Here is a 17599-nt window from a genome sequence, read left to right as displayed (position 1 = left end):
CCTGTGAATAAATGGCGAGGGATTAATCAATTTTCTGAGATTCACATCGTACTCATAACGGAGTATCAGAAAAAAGTATGATAATTTTAGAAAATCGTCATACTTTTCTGCGCCGCATCATTTTTTTCGTCATTTCTGTCCGCCATAATCCCTTCCCCAGGAGACTGCTTAACGTCGGTAAATCGTTATGCAGCATAAAAATAACGTAAATCTGGATAACATAATGATCAAAGGCAAGCTGGCACTGCTTACGTGCGCATTGACTCTCGCATTAACCTCACCACTTCTTGCCGCGCAAAATGCGAGCGAAGGGCAGACGTTAAAACTGGCAATTGGACCAGAACCAACGGAAGGGTTTGACCCGATGCTGGGCTGGAGTCATGGCAGCTATTTGCTTTTGCATGCACCATTATTAAAACAAAATGCAGATATGAGCTGGGGAAACCTGCTGACGGAAAAAGTAGAGACCAGCGCAGACGGCAAAACCTGGACATTGACGTTAAAACCTGACCTTAAATTCTCTGATGGTTCCCCGCTAACCGCTGAAGATGTGGTGTTCACCTATAACAAAGCAGCAAAAAGCGGCGGCAAAATCGACATGGGAAACTTCACCCATGCCAGCCTGAAAGATAACCGTACGGTAGAAATTACGCTAAATAGCCCACAGAGCACCTTTGTGAATGTGCTGGGTTCTTTGGGTATTGTTCCGGCGAAACGGTATGACGAAAAAACATTTGCCAAAAATCCGATTGGCGCGGGTCCTTATCGGCTGGTGAGTTTTCAACCGGGACAGCAGTTGATCGTGGAGGCTAACCCCTGGTATGCCGGTAAGAAAAATGATTTCAGTAAGCTGGTGTTTGTCTTCCTTGATGAAGATAACGCTTATGCCGCAGCGCGCAGTGGCCAACTGGGACTCGTACGTATCGCGCCGTCGATGGCGGTCGCTCCTCAGCAGAAAAATTTGAAACTTTGGGTACGCGATAGCGTGGAAAACCGGGGCATTGTGTTCCCCATGGTTCCTGCAGGTAAAAAAGACGCCAATGGCTATCCGATCGGGAACGATATCACTGCCGATGTTGCCATCAGGCGCGCCATCAACTATGCCATCGACCGTAAGCAGCTTGCCGATCAGGTCATGGAAGGTCATGCGATTCCTGCGTATAGCGCGGTGCAGGGGCTGCCATGGCAGGGGCAATCTGTTGCGTTCAAAGATGGCGACAGCGAAAAAGCCCGCACTATTCTGGAAGACGCCGGCTGGAAGGTGGGTAAAGACGGCATACGTGTGAAAGACGGTAAAGAGGCTCGTCTGACTTTATGGTATGCCAGCGGTGACAGTACGCGCCGGGATTTAGCTGAGGCCGTACGTGCGATGCTGGAACCGGTGGGAATTCAGGTATCACTACAGTCCGGAAGCTGGGAAACCGTTGAGCGTCACATGCATGCGAACCCGACGCTATTTGGTTGGGGAAGTCTGGATCCGATGGAGCTGTTCCATCATTACAGTAATCAGGCCGCGGGCGTGGAATATTACAATCCAGGCTATTACAGCAATCCTGTTGTTGAACAGCATCTTAAACAGGCTATCGATGCCCCGGACTGGCAAAAAGCGTTGCCTTTCTGGCAACAGGTGGAGTGGGATGGCAAGCAAGGCGCTGGCGTGCAGGGCGATGCTGCCTGGGCATGGCTGCTGAATATTCAGCATACCTACCTGGCAAATCCGTGTATTGACTTAGGCAAAGGCGCACCGGAGATTCACGGTAGCTGGTCACTGCTCAATAATCTGGACGAATGGACCTGGACCTGCCGTTGATGAAGTCTGTTGTGGGCCATTTTCTACGGCTGATAGTGTTATTAGTGCTGGTTGCGGCTGGCACTTTTGTGCTGCTCAGCTTTTCTCCAGTCGATCCGATTCGCGCTTATATTGGCAACGATCTCCTGCATGTGCCGCCGGAGCAATATGCACGCATTGCTGCTCGCTGGGGATTGGACCAGCCGCTATGGGAGCGTTTTGGTCACTGGTTTTTACGGGTATTGCAGGGCGATCTCGGCTATTCCATGTTGTTTAATGCGCCGGTTGCCAGCGTGATCAAGGAACGCTTTTCCACCTCGTTTGCGCTGCTTGGCGGCGCGTGGCTACTCTCCGGCATATTGGGAACGGCAATGGGGTTTGTCGCGGGTCGCTACCTGAATCGCTGGCCGGACAAAGCAATCTGTCGCCTCAGCTATCTGCTCTCCTCGTTGCCGACCTTCTGGATTGGCATGTTGCTGCTGGCGTTATTTGCCGTGCGCTGGCCGGTATTTCCGGTCTGCTGCGCATGGGAGCCAGGTAACAGCGGCGATATGGCCATGCTTCCCGAGCGTCTGCGCCATCTGGTGCTTCCCGTTTGCGCGCTCAGTTTGCTGGGACTGGGACAAATTACGCTTCATACGCGGGAAAGCATCGCCAGCGTAATGAAAAGCGAATTTGTCCGTTTTGCACGTTCCCAGGGAGATAAAGGCTGGTCACTGTTACGCCATCAGGTTCTGCGTCATGCAATTACGCCTGCGCTGTGTTTGCAGTTTGCCTCACTGGGAGAACTGCTGGGAGGTGCACTATTGGCCGAAAAAGTCTTCGCGTATCCAGGACTGGGGCAGGCCACCATTGATGCCGGATTACGCGGCGATCTGCCGTTACTGATGGGGATTGTGTTGTTCAGTACCGTACTGGTGTTCATTGGCAATTCGCTGTCTACCTGGCTTGTCCGTATGTTGAACCGTGCTCTGGAGCGACCTGATGCTCTATAACCCGACGCCGACGCTAATTCGTCTTTTGTTCTCTTTCAGCTGCCTGTTATTCATTGCAGTATATGGTGCCGCAATGCTGGATAACCCGTTGAGCGTTAATCTGCTTGCCCGTCATCTTCCACCTGATGCGATGTATTGGTTTGGCACCGATAATCTTGGTCGCGATCTGTGGATCCGTTGTTTTCAGGGGGCACTAACCAGTCTGCAAATTGGTATTGGTGCGGCGTTGTGCAGTGGCTTGATTGCGTTAATGATGGCGGCGGTTTCGCGCATACATCCGCGTCTGGATGTGCTTATGCGCCTTATAACTGATGCCATGCTGTCGATGCCGCATCTGCTGTTGCTTATTTTGATCTGTTTTACGCTGGGCGGCGGGAAAAACGGGGTAATCATGGCGGTTGCACTAACGCACTGGCCGCGTCTGGCGCTAATCCTGCGTGCTGAAGCGCAGCGCGTGGCCCACAGTGACTATCTGACGTTGACCTGGCGTCTGGGGCACGGCCATTTTTACTGCTGGCGGCATCACTATCTACCGGCGTTGTTACCCCAGTGGCTAACGGGAACATTGCTGATGTTTCCCCATGCAGTGTTGCACAGCGCGGCGTTAAGCTTCCTCGGTTTTGGACTGGCACCGCATGAACCGTCGCTGGGCCTGCTGCTGGCGGATGCGCTGAGGTTTATCAGTCATGGCGACTGGTGGTTAGTGCTGTTTCCTGGACTGATGCTGTTCAGTCTGGTGATGTTATTCGATCAGCTCGCAAGGGCGGTGCATCGTTTATGGTTACGAGGTGACGCATGTTGAGTTTAAGGCAGGTCTCACTGGACGTGGCGCGTTATCGCTGGTACGGCGCGAAAAACTGGTCTTCGCTGTTGCAGGATATCTCTTTCGACGTAGCGCCTGGTCAGATGGTGGCGCTAGTTGGAGGAAGTGGAGAAGGTAAAAGCCTATTGCTGCAATGTCTGCTCGATCTCTTACCAGACAATTTGCGTTTCAACGGCGTTATTACCCTGGAAGGTAAAACGCTGGACAGTGATAACATTCGCAAATGTCGAGGCAATACCTTCAACTACGTCCCGCAAGGTATTCAGGCACTTAACCCGCTGCTCTCGATTGAAAAGCATCTGCGCAGGGCATGCCAGCTTTCTGACCAGCAATGGAATGCCGGAAAAATTGAACGATTGCTCCAGCGTAGCCGACTGGAAAGTCGCGTATTAGATGCTTTTCCGCGTCAGCTTTCAGGCGGCATGGCAAAACGTGTTCTGGCCTGTCACGCGTCTCTGAGTCAGGCTCGCTATATTCTGGCGGATGAAATTACCGCCTGGCTTGATGCACCTCTCGCTAATCAACTGCTTGAACAGTTGCGTGAGCAATGTGAGCAAGGGGCTGGCGTTTTATGGGTAACGCATGACCTCACGCTGGCGGCCCGCCATGCGGATCGTATTGTCGCTCTGCATCAGGGAAGGGTGTCGGATAACGTCAGCCGGGAACAGCTGTTACGCGGAGAGATTAGCGAACACCTGCAACGACAATGGCGGGCGCTGCCTGAAAGAAATCAACTTTTTGGAGAGCGCGATGCTGTGCTGTCGTGATGTAACAATCCGTCAGGGGGAAAAGGTTCTGTGGCAAAATCTGACCTTTTCTCTACGCCCTGGAGAACGTATTGGGATTTGTGCGCCCAGTGGAACTGGCAAAACGACGCTGGGACGCGTGCTGGCGGGCTGGCAGAAACCAACTTCCGGTGACATTCTGGTTGATGACCAACCTTTGCCGATGCACCAGTATTGCCCGGTGCAACTGGTGCCACAGCATCCGGAATTAACTTTTAACCCCCGACGCAGCACCGGTGATGCGGTGTATGATGCATGGCGACCGGATGCTGCAATGCTTACCCGTCTTCACATCAATCCAGAGTGGTTAACCCGCCGTCCTGGACAACTTTCTGGTGGTGAACTGGCGCGAATTGCTTTACTTCGCGCGCTGGACCCGCGGACACGTTTTCTTATTGCCGATGAAATTACTGCCCAGCTTGATCCTTCTATTCAACGGGATATCTGGGCGCTGCTGCTTGAAGAATCTCAGCGTAGGCCATTGGGTATGCTCATTATCAGTCATCAGCAGGCACTGCTTGATCAGATCTGCACGCGAGCGCTACTCTCTTAGGTCTCTTTCGCATTTCAGGCAAATAACTAACGTGATCGTAAAAACTATCGCTGTGGCTGCGCTAATGTACGGGGCGGGTGCTTTTGCAGCACATGCTTCCATTCAGGTGGGTTTTTCACCGGAAGGGTCGGCTCGGGCTTTAGTGCTGGATTCAATCAACCATGCGCAGCACAGCATCGATATGATGGCTTATTCATTTCAGTCTGCAGATATTGTTCAGGCATTGGTCAACGCTGAAAAGAGAGGCGTTGTGGTTCGGGCTGTTATCGATAAGAAACGAAACCAGGGTAAGGTGAGCCAGAAGGCCATCGCTTTTGCTGCCGCGAATGGGGTTGATGTTCAACTGGATGGTCACTACCACATCCAGCATGACAAGGTAATGATTATTGATGGCGACACGCTGGAAACCGGTTCGTTCAACTTTGCCAAATCCGCAGAATTTGCTAACTCTGAAAATGTGTTAGTTATTCGTGACGAACCTGCTGTTGTTGCGCAGTATCAGGCCCATTTTGACAGCCGTTGGAAAATCGCGCACCAGAGCGGTTAAATGTTTCACAACGCCGTTGATTTAAATGTGATGTTATATTATAACATTTCACTCGCAATTGATTTGAGGGTGAAATTTTGGCTATTCGTTTTAAGAAACTGACAATCGCTCTGGGGATGCTTTTAGTCAGTAGTTCGGTTCTGGCGCATGGTCATCATTCCCATGGTGCGCCAATGAGTGAAGCAGAACAAAAGGCGTCTGAAGGGGTATTTGATGACAACCAGGTGCAGAACAGGGCGCTGACCGACTGGGATGGCATGTGGCAATCTGTCTATCCGTATCTGGTCAGCGGCGAGCTTGATCCGGTGTTCAAAAAGAAAGCGGAGAAAGATAAAAGCAAAACGGCAGAACAAATCAAAGCGTATTACCGTACAGGCTATGCAACCAACGTAGACACTATCGGTATTGAAAATGGCGTGATGGAGTTTCATACCGGGAATCAGGTTGCATCATGTAAATACGACTATGCCGGATATAAGATCCTAAATTATAAATCAGGCAAGAAAGGTGTACGGTATCTGTTTGAGTGTAAAGCTGCTGACAGCAAAGCGCCAAAATATGTGCAATTTAGCGATCATATTATCGCGCCGCGTAAATCGAGCCACTTCCATATCTTTATGGGAAATACCTCGCAGGCAGCCTTGCTTGAAGAGATGGAAAACTGGCCTACCTATTACCCTTATCAGTTGAAGGGAGAAGAGGTTGTGGATGAGATGCTGCACCATTAATCCGGGCTAACCTTATCTGTACACACCCGTCACCAGTGGCGGGTTTTTTAATTCATAACCTTTTCTTTCCATCACCCGATGCATTCGTTAGCATATTGTATCGCAGCAAGTGCATGTGTTTTTTCAGGAAGAGGTTAACGTGTTCGCAGAGTATGGAGTTCTGAATTACTGGACGTATCTGGTGGGAGCCATTTTTATCGTGTTGGTACCGGGGCCAAATACGATATTTGTGTTGAAGAACAGCGTCGGTCGGGGAGTGAAGGGTGGTTATCTCGCCGCAAGCGGTGTGTTTATCGGTGATGCCGTGCTGATGTTTTTGGCCTATGCCGGTGTTGCCGCATTGATCAAAACAACGCCTGTTTTGTTCAATATCGTTCGCTATCTTGGCGCGTTTTATCTGCTGTACCTAGGTGCGAAGATCCTGTATGCGACACTGAAATCGAAAGCAAGCGACGCCGCACCTGAGGAAGTCCCGTTTGGCGCTATTTTTAAGCGAGCATTAATTCTGAGCCTGACGAATCCCAAAGCTATTTTGTTTTATGTTTCGTTCTTTGTGCAGTTTATTGATGTCAATGCACCGCACTCAGGGCTGTCATTCTTTATTTTGGCCATTACGCTTGAAGTAGTGAGCTTTTTCTATCTGAGCTTCCTTATTTTCTCCGGCGCGTTTGTGACGCAGTATATTCGCACGAAGAAAAAACTGGCCAAAGTGGGTAATTCCCTAATCGGCCTGATTTTCGTTGGTTTTGCCGCTCGTCTGGCCACGCTTCAGTCGTGATGCCATTGGCCCGCTGGTTGCGGCGGGCCTTCAATATGACGCTTTGCTTGTCATTTATAATTGTAGGGTTATAACCAATAAATGGTATTTTAAATGTATATTTTGAGGCGTACCCTGTGTACAGCAGCGATTCAATAAGACTCGCTGGTTGTCGACTGGAAAAGGGAAGAAAAATGCTTCAAATTCCACAGAATCATATCCATACACGCTCTACACCATTCTGGAACAAAGAAACTGCGCCTGCCGGAATTTTCGAACGCCACCTTGATAAAGGAACTCGTGCTGGGGTTTATCCACGACTTTCGGTTATGCAGGGGGCGGTCAAATATCTCGGATACGCCGATGAACACAGTCCGGAGCCAGTAGAGGTGATGGTTATTGAAGCCGGTCAGTTTGGCGTTTTTCCGCCGGAAAAATGGCATAACATCGAAGTGATGACCGACGACACTTACTTTAATATCGATTTTTTCGTTGCCCCGGAAGTTCTGATGGAGAGTGCAAATCAACGAAAAGTCGTGCGCACCGGCAAGGAGTAAATCATGGGCAAAGCAACCTATACCGTAACCGTGACCAATAACAGCAACGGTGTTTCTGTTGATTATGAAACAGAAGCGCCGATGACATTACTGGTGCCGGATGTGGCAGCAGAAGTGGTCAAAGACTTGGTCAATACCGTTCGTTCGTACGATACCGAGAATGAGCATGAAGTCTGCGGATGGTAGGTATTAAATACTCTTACTGATTGAATACAAAGAATTTTAATGTACTAACCGCACAGCGTTTTGACGGCGCTGTGCGGTTATTTTATTTGTGTTGAACGTAGTGATGTCCGAAAAAAGATTCCTTAAGAATACCTTAAGAAATCCGCATTGAATGCTAATTGTCGATCATTCACAGGAGTTATGATCGCAAAAAAGTAACAATACAGAACATCGCGCTTATGAAACTGAATACCCAAATTACATTCCCCACACTTATTCTAGGACTGGTCATTGTGGCGATCCCGTTCACCGCGAACTGGAATCTTCCGCTGCTTAACGGCACTGTCGTCAGATGGATCGAAAATGGGCAGGCGCTATGGCTACTGTTTGGTGCGGTATTTACCCTTGGCTATATTCGGCCTTTATCACGACCTGAAGGCGAGAAGCAATTTTGGCTTTGGGCAGCCGCGTGGTGGTTGGTATTGCTGGGGAGAAGCACCAGTTGGGGCCGCGACTATTTCCCGGAGCAGCCTAAACTTCTGTTCAGAGCTATCTCTGTTGTAATGATTTCCATGATTATTCTGCCGGTGCTGTTGTCGAAGCGCTTACGCCTGGATATTGTCCGACGTGTGCGTAATGAACCGCTACCGCTCTGGCTGCTGGCGATCACCGCCTGCGCATTTTTGATTTCCGATACGGTAGAGCATCATCGTCTGCTGGCTCCCATCTTCCTGCACAATGCCCAATATGGCGATATGATTGAAGAATTGTACGAACTGCCGTTTATGGCTGGCCTGTTTCTGATGAACCTCGGTTTTATGCAGCGGGATATGCAGGAGGAATCTGCCTCCATCCGTTTCAGTGAACCTCACCTGGTAAAGTAATGAGATAAGACCTGAGTCTGGGTAACCAGACTCAGGTGGCGATGGTGGGGAATTACGCAATGGCCTCACATAAGCGTGATTTCATGTCGCTATACGATTGAGCGGCATACTTTTCAGCCCATCTCTGATCGCTAATGTGCTCGATATTTACGGCACAATATTTGGTTTCCGGCGTTTTCGAGATTGGATCGAGGTTATCCTGGGTCAACTCGTTGCATGCACCAATCCACCATTGATAGGTCATATAAACCGTTCCGGAATTGATGCGCTCGGATACATCCGCACGGCTGATGACCTTACCCCGACGCGAGCTGACCCACACCAGATCACGATGACGGATACCGAGTTTTTCGGCATCATTGGTATTGATTTGCACATATCCTGGTTCATCAGCCAACGCTTGTAACGCTGCGCAGTTACCGGTCATAGAGCGACAGGAGTAATGCCCAACCTCACGCACGGTACACAGTACCAGCGGATAATTGTCATCCGGAACTTCTGCGGGCGCTCGCCACGGTGCGGCAAACAGTTTGCCTTTGCCGTTGGCGGTATCAAACTGGCTGTGTGCGTAAAGGTATGGCGTACCAGGACTATCGAGATCCGGGCATGGCCACTGAACATGCCCCATTTCCCCCATTTTCTCATAGGTCACGCCGTAGAACAGCGGACACAGCTCGCGCATCTCATCCCAGATTTGCTGGTTATTTTGATACTGCATTGGATAGCCCATTTCGCTGGCCAAAAGGCTGATGATCTCCCAGTCACGTTTTACATCAGCGGTGGGTTCAATCGCTTTCTCAAAACGCTGGAAGCCGCGATCGGCGCAGGTAAAGACGCCGCCATGTTCGCCCCATGAGGTGGCGGGCAGGAGAACATCGGCCATTTCCGCTGTCTTAGTCATGAAGATGTCTTGCACGACGATAAAATCGAGCGCGTTAAACCCTTCGCGGACTAGGCCCAGGTCGGCCTCGGTTTGCAGCGGATCCTCTCCCATGATGTAGTAGGCTTTTATTTTGCCTTCGATAGCCAGGTGTGGAACTTCAGTGATGCGCGTTCCAACCTTGTCATCCATCTGATTAACGTCAATGCCCCATGCGTTGGCGAATTTTTCCCTGACTACGGAATCGGTCACGTCCTGATATCCCGGGAACTGGTTAGGTAGTACCCCCATATCACACGCACCCTGCACGTTATTTTGCCCGCGCACCGGACCAACGCCGACGTTAGGGCGACCCAGATTCCCGGTCAACAACGCCAGGCTCGATAAACCGCGAACCACATCAACAGCCTGACCAAACTGAGTGACGCCCATCCCCCACATGACGGTTGCCGATGGTGCTGCGGCAAATGTACGCATTGCCTGACGAACCTGCTGTGCGGGAACGCCGGTCAAATGTTCAACGGCTTCAGGCGCATAGTCCTTAACGGTTTCCCAGTATGTTTCCAGCCCTTCCGCATGCTTTTGCACATACTCGCGATCGTAGAGTTGCTCTTCGATAAGAACATGACCAAAGGCATTAACCAGCGCCATGTTGCAACCGTTTTTCAGCTGCAAATGTTGGTCAGCGATACGGGCAGTTTCAATACGACGCGGGTCACAGACAATGATTTTTGCGCCATTCTGGCGAGCTTTAATCACTCGTCGGGCCACGATCGGGTGCGAGTCGGCGCAGTTATAACCAAAGATCAGCAGGCATTTTGAGTTTTCAATATCGCTGATGGAATTGCTCATGGCGCCATTGCCTAACGTTTCTTGTAACCCGGCAACGGAAGGGCCATGACAGACGCGGGCACAACAATCGACATTATTGGTATGAAGTACGCCACGTGCGAATTTTTGCATCACGTAGTTAGTTTCATTTCCGGTTCCTCGGGAGGAGCCGGTAGTCATGATGGCGCGAGGGCCATAGGTATTTTTGATTTCAGATAATCGTTTTGCGGTGTAGCGAATGGCTTCATCCCAGCTAACGGGCGTGAATTTGCCACCTTTTTCATAACGGATCATCGGGCGAGTCAGACGGGGAGTCAGGAGGCGAGTGTCGTTAAGAAAGTCCCAACCATAATAGCCTTTCAGGCATAACTGATTTTGGTTCGTTACACCCTCTGCGGCTTCGGCACGGATGATTTTGTTATTTTCGACAACAAGCTTGAGCTTGCACCCGGCCCCACAGTATGGGCAAACACTGGTGATTTTTTTCATCAATAACAGACCTGTTAAATGCTGAAATAGCGCGAATTGTAGACGCAGCCACGCGATAAGCACCGCGGACTACGATTTGTCGTAGCGACGGGTTGTTAAAGCATAAAGTGTGCCAGAAGTGAAAACCCAGCAATAACGGGGCTGACGGCAAAAGCGTTAAGGATAATGACTGACGATTCGACATTAATGACGAGGAGCGGCAAAAATTTAGCCTACCGGTCAGCAGTCATAACCTTATGAAACATCGGAAAAAGATGAAAATATGAAGTGATGACGATCACAAATTTTAATTTTTCAGCGCTATGCTATGCTTTTATACAACGAGTGAATCGTTAATTTAAAAACATAAGTGAGGAAAATTATGGGCATTATTTCATGGGTGGTTTTCGGTCTTATCGCTGGGATTTTGGCAAAATGGATTATGCCGGGTAAAGATGGCGGCGGATTCTTTATGACCATTATCTTAGGGGTTGTCGGTGCGGTAGTGGGTGGCTGGATCAGTACCTTCTTTGGTTTTGGTAAAGTTGATGGTTTCAACTTCGGCAGTTTCGTCGTAGCGGTTATCGGTGCGATTGTGGTGTTGTTTATCTACAGAAAAATCAAAAGCTAAGTAAACATACAGACAATAGAGGCCACTGATAAGTGGCCTCTATTTTGGTTACCACCACCCCAGTTCCGTGCCCAGAACCACGATGATCGCCACGCCAATCATAATAATCGTTGTTTTTTTCATCGTTATGCTCCCGGCGCAGCGTAGCCGCCAATAAAAAACCAGGATAAGAAAACGACAGCGGAAATGAAAATAATGACAGGGAAAATAATACCGAGTCGCATACGATTATCTACCAGAGTTATTTAAAGACGAGCCAGCATAGCAGGGCTTAATGTACGACAAAAGGGGTTTTATCCTGACGCTTTTTATCCTGATACATTGCGCTGTCTGCAAGATGAAGCGCACAGTTTACATCAGTCTCCAGCGGATCAATTTCCACCACACCCAGACTGGCACCAGGATAATACAGATGAATATCACCCAGGTGGTAGTCACCGCAAATCTGCTGTTGCAGCTGATTTTTCACCTGCTGCAGACGCATAAGCTGATCAAGTTCATCTTCCGCTGACAGGCGAACGACTAAAAATTCGTCACCGCCCAGTCGACCGAGAATGTCATTATCACTACATTCACGGAGCAGGCGCTGCCCAATCTGGATCAGGAACTGGTCGCCAACCTCGTGGCCAAAGCGGTCATTAATCAGTTTGAAATCATCCAAATCGATATAGGCAACAACTATCTTCTGCCTGAGGTGGCGGGCAAGCGAAAAAAGGGTCTCCAAATTTTCAAAAATTGCGCGCCGGTTCGGTAACCCTGTCAGGGCATCGGTGTAGGAGTGAGCAATCAGCGCGGCGTTCGCTTCACGTAACTGAGCAACCAGCGACTCTTTTTGAATCGACTGGGCGATCAGACCGGCAAACAGATGTAATACTTGTTCTCCACGTTGGCTCAGTGCCTGCTGACGGCGGCTGGTAGCGCAGAGTGTACCGTAAAACGTTCCGTCCGGAAGATGAACGGGAGTACTTAGAAAGGTGGTGATGTCCAGTGCGCGAGCAGCGGTACATTCCGGCCAGCGTGCGGGCACGTTGTCACTGTACAGACAGTTTTCCTCAATCGCGCGTTTGCACAGCGTTTCATCCCACGGCACGGATAGCCCTTCGGGGATCTGCATTTGGCGGCTATTACGCGCATACAGAATATGCTGCAGACGGGCATCCAGATCGACCTTGGTCAGGTAGGTTGATTCCATCTCAGTCACCATCTCCAGCATCTCCAGAAGTTGGCGAACCAGACTCTCAACTGACTGCTCCGTAGCTAAGGATTGTGAGACTCTGGCAAGGATCATGTCCGACATGAGGTGAAATGCTCCTGAGTAATGATTGGGCTGACGTTGCCCGCATGATAGAACATCGAGGTGAAAGATGAAACACGCCATCCAGCTCAGAATGTTAACATAAAATGGATAGCTGACAGGAAAACATGGAGATAGATGGAAAGTCGGGGTAACCTGCCAGGATAAGGTTTTTAACAGGAGTAAATATGAAACTGGCATCTATTTTTTTGCCCGGCTTGCTGGTGCTGGCGGGGTGTACCACGGAACCGGAAGCGCCTGTGCCACCAAAAGTTGGCATGGCGAATCCAGCATCGGTGTATTGCGAACAAAAGGGCGGTTCGCTGATTCCAGTACAGACGCCACAAGGCGCTAGATCGGATTGCAAACTACCCGGCGGGGAAGTGATTGATGAATGGTCACTCTGGCGTAGAGATCATCCGGCAACGGGCAAGTGATACGCGGTCAGCATTGACGTAGCCACTCAGCGAGCACCAGTGCGTGGTTTTGCTGGGTATTTTTCGCCGCATACAGTAGCGTTAAGGTTTGCTGTCGGGCAATCTCTGCGAGGCGCTTTCCTTCCTGCTGCTGTTGAGCCAGCTCTGCGCGATATTGTTCGGAAAAGTGTGAAAAATCGATCAGTTCTGCGTGGAATGCTTTGCGCAATTCAGAGGATGGCGTCAGCGTTTTATTCCATTCGTTGAAAGCAAGGTCAGTCTTTTTTATCCCGCGTGGCCACAATCGGTCGACCAGTACGCGATAACCATCGCTTTTTTCTGCCGGGTCATACACGCGTTTACACTGAATCTTCATCTCTTCATCCGCTCCTTTCAGCTACCGCTCAGGTATTGCTCATCAATTTTATTACGGTTAAATAAGATCGTAAAACGTGACCATTATAGCATTTTGCCTGTCCTGACTCCCAATTTAAGGGATTGTGATACCACTAAAAAGTCGGTAGGCTGAGGCTCCTTATGCTGTCCCTTATTGTCAGGACACAAGGAAAGCTTAATGGAAATTTCCCCAATTAAAGATACGCTTCGCATTGCGCTGGTGGGTGATTACAGCCCCAATATTGTGGCGCACAAGGCTATTCCCCTTGCTATCGATGATGCTGCCGCCGTTCTGGAATTAGTGGCTGATTACGACTGGCTAACTACATCTGATATCAACAGCAGTGAGGACTTGATTGGCTATGATGCCATCTGGGTCGTTCCAGGCAGTCCATATCGCCATCTTGAAGGGGCGCTGATAGCGATACGCTACGCGCGTGAAAACAGCATCCCATTCCTGGGTACTTGCGGCGGTTTTCAGCATGCGATTCTGGAGTACGCCCGCAACGTGCTGGGCTGGAGCGATGCCGGCCACGCCGAGACGGACACCACGGGTCGAATGGTGATAGCACCATTGACCTGCTCGCTGGTAGAAAAAACGGATGATATTGAGCTGCGGGCCAATACGCTGATTGCCAAAGCCTACGGGCGGGATGTTATCACCGAGGGATATCACTGCAACTATGGCGTATCGGAGGATTTTGCCGCCGAGCTTGAAAGCGGCGATCTTCGGGTGACCGGTTGGGATGAGGTTGGTGATATTCGTGCCATTGAGCTGGTGACGCATCCATTTTATGTTGGCACGCTCTTTCAACATGAACGCGGAGCGCTGGCGGGAAAACCCGTGCCGTTAGTTCAGGCGATGCTGCGCGCCGCGCGCGGATAAAAAAACGGGCAGGTTGTTCACGAACCTGCCCTGTGCATTATGCGCTCGCGATCTCCCGATTGCGCCCCGCGCACAAACCAAATACCGCCATCAGCATCGCTAACACGGCGACCCCGCCAAGAGGAATCAGCCAGCTATCGTTGAGGTCGTGAATTTTCCCCATCAGTGGTGGTCCGCAGGCCGCCAGTAAATATCCGACAGACTGTGCCATGCCGGAGAGGGCAGCAGCCTGATGCGCTGAGCTTGCGCGCAGGCCAATAAAGGTCAAGCCGAGGATCATCGTCGCGCCCGAGCCAAAGCCAAACAGGATGGTCCATAGCAATGCCTGGTCGGGCATTATGGCGAATCCCGCCGCGCCGACGGCGCACATTAATGAAACCAGAGCGGCGATGGCGCGCTGATCCTTAAATCTGTTCAGGACGAGAGGAATCAATAATCCCGGCGCGGCGGTCGCCAGCTGCAGTAAACCATGCAGTGAACCGGCCTGCGACTCGCTGTAGCCGTGACTGATCAAAATAGCGGGCAGCCAGCCGATGATGACGTAGTAGATAAGCGAATTGATCCCCAGAAACAGCGTCACCTGCCAGGCGAGGCTGGAGCGCCAGATCGCGCGGGAATGCAGCGCGCGCGAGTTGCTCAAGCTGGCATTGGCCGTCTGGCGGCATTGGGGTAACCAGATAATCAGCGCCAGTAGCGGAAAGGCCATCAGTACCATCAGCGCACCGCGCCAGCCAAACCCGTTCAACGCCAGCGGTACCACAATGGCGGAACCCAGTGCCGCTGCCGCGCCCATGGTCAGCGAGTATGCGCCAGTGAGCTTCGCCACATGCTGAGCAAAATCACGCTTAATCAGTCCGGGTAAAAGCACATTGCCCAAGGCGATTCCGCAACCAATGATCGCGGTGCCGCTAAACAGGAACCCGGGTGAGGGCAGCGAACGTATCGCAATACCAGCGCAAATCAGTAGCATAGCGACACACAAGCTGCGTTCGATACCCCAACGGCGCGCAACGGCGGCAGCCAGAGGTGAAACCAGTGCGAAAGCCAGCAGTGGCAGGGTGGTCAGAAGCCCCGTCTGGGCAGTGCTCAGACCGTAGTCGGCGCGAATTGCATCCAGCAACGGGGCAGCTCCGGTAAAGGTGACGCGCAATGTGGTGGCAATCATCAGGATCCCCGCGATCAGCAACGCTGCGTTCTTGCCACGGGAGGAAGGAGTATTTGTCATTTTTTTCTCATATCGTCAGGCGAGGCGATACCTTAGCGTTTTTACACAATGGATGAATCAAGCTAAAATGACAGTTTATCGCTTAAATCGGACATTTTTATGTTAGGACTGAGGCTGGATGGATATGAACCGGATCTTCACCACGATGCGGCCGTGGCGTTTTGTATTCAGGCCCGGGAAGATGAACTTTTTAGTCCGCTGCATCAGCACCGTAAAGGCCAGTTGATTCTGGCGTTGCATGGCGCGATCACTTGTGAGGTTGAAAATGCTATGTGGATGGTGCCCCCGCAATATGCGGTGTGGATCCCCGGTGAAATTCCACACAGCAACCACGTTACCGTTGGCGCACAATTATGCTTTTTGTTTATTGAGCCGCAGGCCGTCGTGATGCCCGATCGTTGCTGCACGCTGAAAATTGCTCCGTTGTGCCGGGAGCTTATTCTGGCGCTGGCATCCAAAACGGATGCCCAACGGCTGGAGCCGGCAACCCAGCGGCTGACGCAGGTGTTGTTTGATGAACTGCCGCAGCAACCCCAGGAGCAAATGCAGTTGCCGGTTTCCGATCACCCGAAAATTCGCAGAATGGTCGCAACGATGGCGAGAGAGCCTGCACAATGGCAGACATTGGGACAATGGGCCAGCGTATTTGCGATGAGTGAACGTAACCTTGCTCGCCTGGTCGTCAAAGAAACGGGGTTGAGTTTTCGCCGCTGGCGTCACCAGCTCCAGCTGATTCTGGCGCTGCAGGCGTTAATTGATGGTCGCAATGTACAACAGGTCGCGCAAATGCTCGGGTACGATTCGCCCACGGCATTTATCACTATGTTCAAAAAAGGCCTGGGACAGACACCAGGCCGTTATCTGAACGGGCTGGCTACTGCTTCCCAACAATCAATGAGACCAGACCTGCCGCAATAAGCGGCCCCACTGGCACACCGCGAAACAGCGCCACGCCCAGTACCGTGCCCACCAGTAAACCAGCAACAAGCTGAGGCTGGCTGCCCATTAGCGTAACGCCGCGTCCGCCAAGCCAGGAGACAAATACCCCAACGGCAATAGCAACCAGTGATTTCCAGTTCACAAAGGAGTGGATGAGCGTGGAGGGCGGTAGCGTTCCGCTGGCGATCGGCGCCATGACGCCAATGGTCAGAATTATAATCCCGACGGTCAGGCCCTGTTTTTCAATCCAGGGAAAGAAGGTATTCAGAGGGGTAACACGGACAATAATCAGCACCAGAATTGAAACAGCGACAGTGGTGTTGTGGCTGACAAAGCCCAGAGCTGCCAGTCCGAGCAGGATCAGCAGAGTGACATCAAACATCGTAGTTTCCTTGCCAAAAGAAAAAATAAGCCTGCTTACTGTACGCGTAAACGCGTGACGGAACAGGCTTTTTTTAATGATTATGATTTTTTTTGGGCTAACGCACGAAGCGATGTTTTTTACTGCTAACTTGGGCAGTTATTGTGCTCTGCGGAACGGGATTAATTCCGGTTTCGCGATGCGCAGGTAATCTGCGGTATCCATGATCACGGATTTTTCCAGCATTCCGGCATTGAACGCAATTTCATTAAAACGCTCAAACAACAGCGGGTCGGCGACCAGCTTGAGATTCGGATGAAAACTGAACGGTGGGATAGCACCAAATACGCAGCCTGTTAGTTCATCTACCTCCGCCGGGCTGGCAAGTGACGCTCTCAACCCGCCAATATGGCTAGCCAACAGGCTCAGGTCCGCCTGCTGATCGGCAGAGAGGATCGCCAGAACATGCTGATTGACGCCGTTGCCTTTTACTTTGCAGACCAGCGCTTTTGCACCCTGACCCAGTGCGGTACCGCGAATTTCAGAGACAGCTTCACATTTGCCTACGGCTTCATGGCTGACTACGCGGTAGGTCGCACCGTGTTCTGACAACAGGGAGATTAAACGCTGGTGCGTTGCGTTACCTTTGTTTACTTCCGTCATGACTTACTCCTGGTACAACAATGAAA

General features: G+C 51.0%; 22 protein-coding genes and 1 pseudogene. 15 read left to right on the top strand and 8 right to left on the bottom strand.

Translation table 11 applies throughout. The features are described 5' to 3' along the window. Nucleotides 1-187: 187 nt before the first annotated feature. The 11 genes from IB222_RS13620 (at nt 188) to IB222_RS13570 (ending at nt 8583) form a co-directional block, all read left to right on the top strand. Nucleotides 188-1810, top strand: coding sequence for an ABC transporter substrate-binding protein (locus IB222_RS13620; protein ID WP_149384618.1), 1623 nt, complete (start codon nt 188-190; stop codon nt 1808-1810). After that, the gene (locus IB222_RS13615; protein ID WP_148362681.1) at nt 1810-2784 is read left to right on the top strand and encodes an ABC transporter permease; all 975 of its coding nucleotides are present in this window, start codon (nt 1810-1812) and stop codon (nt 2782-2784) included. The genes IB222_RS13620 and IB222_RS13615 overlap by 1 nt, the downstream gene beginning before the upstream one ends. Continuing rightward, nucleotides 2774-3586, top strand: coding sequence for an ABC transporter permease (locus IB222_RS13610; RefSeq protein ID WP_003832419.1), 813 nt, complete (start codon nt 2774-2776; stop codon nt 3584-3586). Before IB222_RS13615 ends, IB222_RS13610 begins: the two co-directional genes overlap by 11 nt. Next, nucleotides 3580-4374 carry an ATP-binding cassette domain-containing protein gene (locus IB222_RS13605; protein WP_126318404.1) on the top strand — a complete coding sequence of 265 codons (795 nt, stop codon included), beginning with the start codon at nt 3580-3582 and terminating at the stop codon, nt 4372-4374. Before IB222_RS13610 ends, IB222_RS13605 begins: the two co-directional genes overlap by 7 nt. Then, complete coding sequence (locus IB222_RS13600) at nt 4358-4945, top strand: ATP-binding cassette domain-containing protein (protein ID WP_003832423.1); 588 nt, start codon at nt 4358-4360, stop codon at nt 4943-4945. The genes IB222_RS13605 and IB222_RS13600 overlap by 17 nt, the downstream gene beginning before the upstream one ends. Nucleotides 4946-4976: 31 nt before the next feature. Beyond that, nucleotides 4977-5492 carry a phospholipase D family protein gene (locus IB222_RS13595; protein WP_003832425.1) on the top strand — a complete coding sequence of 172 codons (516 nt, stop codon included), beginning with the start codon at nt 4977-4979 and terminating at the stop codon, nt 5490-5492. 116 nt (nt 5493-5608) lie between these two features. Beyond that, nucleotides 5609-6220, top strand: a complete 612-nt coding sequence (gene zinT, locus IB222_RS13590; protein ID WP_231133697.1) for a metal-binding protein ZinT — start codon at nt 5609-5611, stop codon at nt 6218-6220. Between the two features lie 139 nt (nt 6221-6359). After that, a complete protein-coding gene (leuE, locus tag IB222_RS13585) occupies nt 6360-6998 on the top strand; it encodes a leucine efflux protein LeuE (protein ID WP_003832429.1) in 639 nt (212 codons plus the stop codon). Nucleotides 6999-7171: 173 nt separating this feature from the next. Next, the gene (gene yeaR / locus IB222_RS13580) at nt 7172-7534 is read left to right on the top strand and encodes a DUF1971 domain-containing protein YeaR (protein WP_003030735.1); all 363 of its coding nucleotides are present in this window, start codon (nt 7172-7174) and stop codon (nt 7532-7534) included. A 3-nt stretch (nt 7535-7537) separates the two neighbouring features. Continuing rightward, entirely contained in the window at nt 7538-7720 is a 183-nt protein-coding gene (locus IB222_RS13575) for a DUF1869 domain-containing protein (protein ID WP_003832433.1), read from the top strand. A 218-nt stretch (nt 7721-7938) separates the two neighbouring features. Then, nucleotides 7939-8583: a hypothetical protein gene (locus tag IB222_RS13570; protein WP_063941469.1), complete on the top strand. Its 645-nt coding sequence runs from the start codon at nt 7939-7941 to the stop codon at nt 8581-8583. 52 nt (nt 8584-8635) lie between these two features. Here IB222_RS13570 and fdhF read toward each other — a convergent pair whose 3' ends face one another. Next, a complete protein-coding gene (fdhF, locus tag IB222_RS13565; protein ID WP_149384619.1) occupies nt 8636-10783 on the bottom strand; it encodes a formate dehydrogenase subunit alpha in 2148 nt (715 codons plus the stop codon). Between the two features lie 361 nt (nt 10784-11144). Here fdhF and IB222_RS13560 point away from each other — a divergent pair, with 361 nt between their 5' ends. Then, nucleotides 11145-11393 carry a GlsB/YeaQ/YmgE family stress response membrane protein gene (locus IB222_RS13560; protein ID WP_003832440.1) on the top strand — a complete coding sequence of 83 codons (249 nt, stop codon included), beginning with the start codon at nt 11145-11147 and terminating at the stop codon, nt 11391-11393. Nucleotides 11394-11441: 48 nt separating this feature from the next. Here IB222_RS13560 and yoaJ read toward each other — a convergent pair whose 3' ends face one another. Genes yoaJ through IB222_RS13545 form a run of 3 tightly spaced genes read right to left on the bottom strand, consistent with a single transcriptional unit; the run spans nt 11442 to nt 12690 of the window. Beyond that, entirely contained in the window at nt 11442-11516 is a 75-nt protein-coding gene (yoaJ, locus tag IB222_RS13555) for a protein YoaJ (RefSeq protein WP_095533175.1), read from the bottom strand. A gap of 2 nt (nt 11517-11518) precedes the next feature. Next, nucleotides 11519-11617 (bottom strand): YoaK family small membrane protein, encoded by a 99-nt coding sequence (locus tag IB222_RS13550; protein WP_032941789.1) that lies wholly within the window; start codon nt 11615-11617, stop codon nt 11519-11521. 47 nt (nt 11618-11664) lie between these two features. Next, nucleotides 11665-12690: a sensor domain-containing diguanylate cyclase gene (locus IB222_RS13545; RefSeq protein WP_003832442.1), complete on the bottom strand. Its 1026-nt coding sequence runs from the start codon at nt 12688-12690 to the stop codon at nt 11665-11667. A 185-nt stretch (nt 12691-12875) separates the two neighbouring features. On the opposite strand from IB222_RS13545, the gene IB222_RS13540 reads away from it, so the two are divergent. Continuing rightward, entirely contained in the window at nt 12876-13124 is a 249-nt protein-coding gene (locus IB222_RS13540; RefSeq protein WP_149280839.1) for a DUF333 domain-containing protein, read from the top strand. A gap of 7 nt (nt 13125-13131) precedes the next feature. On the opposite strand, the gene IB222_RS13535 is transcribed toward IB222_RS13540, so the two are convergent. Continuing rightward, nucleotides 13132-13479 carry a DUF488 domain-containing protein gene (locus tag IB222_RS13535; RefSeq protein WP_003832445.1) on the bottom strand — a complete coding sequence of 116 codons (348 nt, stop codon included), beginning with the start codon at nt 13477-13479 and terminating at the stop codon, nt 13132-13134. Nucleotides 13480-13677: 198 nt separating this feature from the next. On the opposite strand from IB222_RS13535, the gene IB222_RS13530 reads away from it, so the two are divergent. Continuing rightward, nucleotides 13678-14385 carry a CTP synthase gene (locus IB222_RS13530; RefSeq protein WP_149384620.1) on the top strand — a complete coding sequence of 236 codons (708 nt, stop codon included), beginning with the start codon at nt 13678-13680 and terminating at the stop codon, nt 14383-14385. Between the two features lie 37 nt (nt 14386-14422). Here IB222_RS13530 and IB222_RS13525 read toward each other — a convergent pair whose 3' ends face one another. Then, nucleotides 14423-15610 carry a CynX/NimT family MFS transporter gene (locus IB222_RS13525; protein ID WP_003832449.1) on the bottom strand — a complete coding sequence of 396 codons (1188 nt, stop codon included), beginning with the start codon at nt 15608-15610 and terminating at the stop codon, nt 14423-14425. Between the two features lie 99 nt (nt 15611-15709). Here IB222_RS13525 and IB222_RS13520 point away from each other — a divergent pair. Next, nucleotides 15710-16508, top strand: a pseudogene (locus IB222_RS13520) (helix-turn-helix transcriptional regulator). On the opposite strand, the gene IB222_RS13515 reads toward IB222_RS13520, so the two are convergent. Both IB222_RS13515 and IB222_RS13510 read right to left on the bottom strand, forming a co-directional pair. Continuing rightward, nucleotides 16485-16931 (bottom strand): DUF441 domain-containing protein, encoded by a 447-nt coding sequence (locus IB222_RS13515; RefSeq protein WP_003832453.1) that lies wholly within the window; start codon nt 16929-16931, stop codon nt 16485-16487. The pseudogene IB222_RS13520 and the gene IB222_RS13515 overlap by 24 nt on opposite strands. A 138-nt stretch (nt 16932-17069) precedes the next feature. Beyond that, nucleotides 17070-17573: a YbaK/prolyl-tRNA synthetase associated domain-containing protein gene (locus IB222_RS13510; protein WP_126318388.1), complete on the bottom strand. Its 504-nt coding sequence runs from the start codon at nt 17571-17573 to the stop codon at nt 17070-17072. Nucleotides 17574-17599 lie beyond the last annotated feature (26 nt).

The organism is Citrobacter sp. C13 (genome assembly GCF_014596815.2).
Lineage (GTDB): Bacteria > Pseudomonadota > Gammaproteobacteria > Enterobacterales > Enterobacteriaceae > Citrobacter > Citrobacter portucalensis.
The sequence above is the reverse complement of the archived record's forward strand: the minus strand, read 5'-3'. Positions and strand labels throughout refer to the sequence as shown.